Genomic DNA, 3,504 nt, shown 5'->3' on the forward strand with positions numbered 1-3,504 from the left:
GAGGACATTCCGAACGTATTGCATCCCTTGCCCGTGGAGGAGATGTGGGGCCTGAAACGGCGGGCGGAAGTCCTGCGGCGCAAGTTCAAGTGCGAAACGATTGGCGACGTCGCGCGCCTGCCCGTCGGGGTGCTCAAGGCCGAATTCGGTGTGTGGAGTGAGGTTATCCACCGATGGGCGAACGGGATCGACGTGAGCGACATCAACTCGGACAGTTATCACGTGCCGCACAAGGGTTTCTCCCATGCACGGGTGCGGTAAACTTTTGCGTCGCCTGAAGGAGGTCTGGAGTGTCCGTCATGAGTCCTCTTGCTCCTGGGTCCCTTCAGGCTCAAGTCAAACGGCCTGCACCCGTGCAAGGGTACGGCGCGCACGTCCGAGCGCTCTCAACGTGACACATTCAAAGACGCAAATGACGCGTTTCAAGGTGACATTTTCACTGACGCTTGACATGTTTGATTTTATAATGAGGGACCGAAAAAGATTCGCGAAGATCGATTTGTCTGAACTGCCCAAAATTATTTCTGTATTTAGCGACGACAATAGCAGTTCCCTGTGTAAAATCAGGGCTAGTAAGCCATGCGTTAATAATTATTATCTTATAGCTTTGGGCCGATCTTGTTACTAATAGAGCTAAATTGTGCTTGAAGACTTTCTGGGTTAAACGAGGATTAGTTAAATCCGGAGCCAAATAACGCGCCCCAGTATCTAAGTCATCCACCGTTGCGATAGGAAGCTGTTTGAAGCTTAGTGTTTCCGCGCTATACATATATTTCTTAAGTACATTTGATACAAAGATATCTTGTTCTCTAGCCGTATATAGATAGCAAACTAACAATATTATAAATAATAAAGAAACCATGATAGTTACAACTAAAATTCGCTTTATTTTCACACCTCATTACCTCCTTCTCTTTTATGAGAAACAAAGTTGCGGCAAGCGCGTGAAATTCAGTTCTTTACATAACCTTCCCAAGCGCTCGGACGAGATCGTCCACCTTGCGGGTGCTGACGCCCTTCACGTAAGCCTCCTGGATGACAGCTGCAAGTGCTTGCTCCGCTCGTGTCCTGGGCACGAGCAGGGAAGGTAAGAAGCTACCTTGGCGGAGTTTCGAGCTCTTCAGCTCCACGGTTCCAAGGTGCGTATCCCACGTGCGCGAGCCGTTTCGTAGCATGACATACCTCCCTCTCAGTTCATAACGCTCCGCGCCGATTTTTTCTTCGACTCCGTATCGGCCATGAATTAGGCGATTCGTCACATAAGTTCACGTAACAGGTCGATGTAATCTTCATTTTACATCTTGCGAATTCATTTCAAGAATGAGAAGCTATCGTACGTGCCTCCTATTTTTGGCGTTGGGCCACAGTTCTAGTAGACACGCACGGTAGCTTTCTCGTTAATTGGGATCATTAGATTTCACACTACTAATTGAGATTTCACCCATGGGCATCCCTAATATTACAACCTCATCGGAGGCGAAACTTGAGTTAATAATATATGGTCCACTCAGCTGGAGGATCTACTTGCATACCTGAATCGTCACCCGCGTTGGTGGACTCGGCATATGGATTGGCAGAATTATAAACATCATAGATAAAACTGATTGCACATGTAGCATATGCGTCCGAACCATGAAATGCTCCAACTTGCCATCCTACTTCTAATTCATCACCCGGCAAGCACATATATTCATTGTTATTGCCTGGTATAAAATAACTACCAACAGCAGCTCCATTTAGGTTTTGATACAACTGCGGGTTCCCTGAAGTTCCGGTGCTGAGTGTATATTGCTGAGGAGCACTAAAGACCAGAGAACCATTGACGGGTGTATAAGGCATATTATAACTAAGATCAATTGTAAACGTTGTTTTGCCTCCCATTATGACTCCTGCATCTGCAAACTGTTGATTTATTCCTCCAGGAGAGGTTGTAGTAAGTTTTATGCCCGCTCCCCCGTCGAGGAGCCCTATTCGAAAACCAGTAACTCTATTCTTTATATCTGTCCCATTGCTTTCATTAAAGTCAGTGCTGAGAACTTTAAGTGTACCAGTTGGATCTCCTGCTGATGTCGTTGGCTCAGAAGCAATATCTTCGATAGTAATCGTATCGTACACATTGTACCCAAACACATAATAGTAATCGGTATATGAAGTGGTGTAGCTGTACGTGTGGAACACTACGTTGGGTTGAGGTGAATTAACTGCAGACGGACTGGTAAATGAGTCTATTTCTTTCCAAGTACCAGGTGTTTTTATTTCTTTATCTGGAGCGAATAATGCTTCTTCCCAAAGCGACGCACTGAGGGGTGCTTCGGGAAGATTGGACTCGTTAGTGAATAGGTCATTTATATCGTTCGGATTGAACAAGTTCGACGCGATTGTCTCGACACAGATCAAATTGTTGGTACCCATTTTTTGTAGATAAAGAGCCATTACAGGACCCTTTAGTGTTTTGTTTATTAAAATTGAGTGGGTAGGGTCCTGTAGAAGTTCGAACCTCACCACCTTGTAGTTGTTCAATTGATCTGTCAACACACCATCTATTCGTCCTGACGTTATACCGCGATACAGATTGCCCGTTAGTTGAAAAGGGGTATAGCTTCCTTCATCAACCACTTCTCCGATAAGGCTTACTGATGATCCATGAAGAGAGATGGACGAGAACTCAACATTAGCACTTGCATTCGTTGTATAATTCACGTTAGCTGCTTCGCGCGGGACGTTATCGATTACGATTCCTGGGACATCTGTATCCTGGGTCGGTGCAGCCAGAATCGTAGAAGGAATTTGAACAACGGATAAGCAGACTATCGGTACCATTCGAAAAATATTTATTAACATTTGTCGCATCTAGAATACCTCCTCGTATGAAATGGTTTAGAGCCAGTTTTCCGTGAACGCACACGCCAAACTCCGTGGTTGAGTTGCTGGGATATCCTCAGAGACAATGGTCTTGAGCCTAGTGGCCGGGCAGTTCTGGATAACTCCTGTAGTCACCTGTTCGGTGAACTTCCCTCCGAGCGCCTCCTTAACATTGTGATGAATCTGCATTTATTGAACATTAAATCCATAGTGAGAAAGTGCACTGATCGAGGACGTTACCATGCACGGGATTACAATCTTCGCAGTCGTTATCTTACTTTTGCTTCACGCGTCTACCATCGAAAGCTCGTCATGCACATCTACGACCAAATTTACCTTTCTGCGTAGGTAGACCGAGCAAGTTTATTACAAAAGGAGTCGAATTTACACCCTAGTTTAGATATGGGCTGATAAGAAATTTAAAACTGGCGGAATTACGCCATCCGCTGGTTTTAGTGTGGTCAATCCCAATATGGTTGCAACAACCAGACACCCACACAACACAAGCTTCTTCACTTCATCTCACCTCCTTTCAGTGGGGACCGGATTTGTTGCTACTCTCTTGGGAGTCGTTGAAGTTCGCGTAATACGTGATTGGCCAATTCACTTCCACAAGCCCGTAATGCTTCTACAGCTTGCAAC

2 protein-coding genes and 2 pseudogenes are annotated in these 3,504 nt (G+C 45.5%); 1 reads left to right on the forward strand and 3 read right to left on the reverse strand.

The genetic code is table 11. The features are described 5' to 3' along the window. Positions 1–261: pseudogene (locus BLU70_RS14050) on the forward strand (DNA polymerase IV); the annotation flags it as partial. 175 nt (positions 262–436) lie between these two features. Here BLU70_RS14050 and BLU70_RS14055 read toward each other — a convergent pair. The 3 genes and pseudogenes from BLU70_RS14055 to BLU70_RS14065 form a co-directional block, all read right to left on the reverse strand. Further along, on the reverse strand, positions 437–895 hold the full coding sequence (locus tag BLU70_RS14055) for a hypothetical protein (RefSeq protein WP_074693985.1): 459 nt from the start codon (positions 893–895) through the stop codon (positions 437–439). Between the two features lie 76 nt (positions 896–971). Further along, positions 972–1,220: pseudogene (locus BLU70_RS14840) on the reverse strand (transposase); the annotation flags it as partial. A 268-nt stretch (positions 1,221–1,488) separates the two neighbouring features. After that, positions 1,489–2,850 (reverse strand): hypothetical protein, encoded by a 1,362-nt coding sequence (locus BLU70_RS14065; RefSeq protein WP_074693986.1) that lies wholly within the window; start codon positions 2,848–2,850, stop codon positions 1,489–1,491. Positions 2,851–3,504: the final 654 nt, after the last annotated feature.

Origin of the sequence: Alicyclobacillus hesperidum (assembly GCF_900107035.1) — a bacterium.
Lineage (GTDB): Bacteria > Bacillota > Bacilli > Alicyclobacillales > Alicyclobacillaceae > Alicyclobacillus > Alicyclobacillus hesperidum.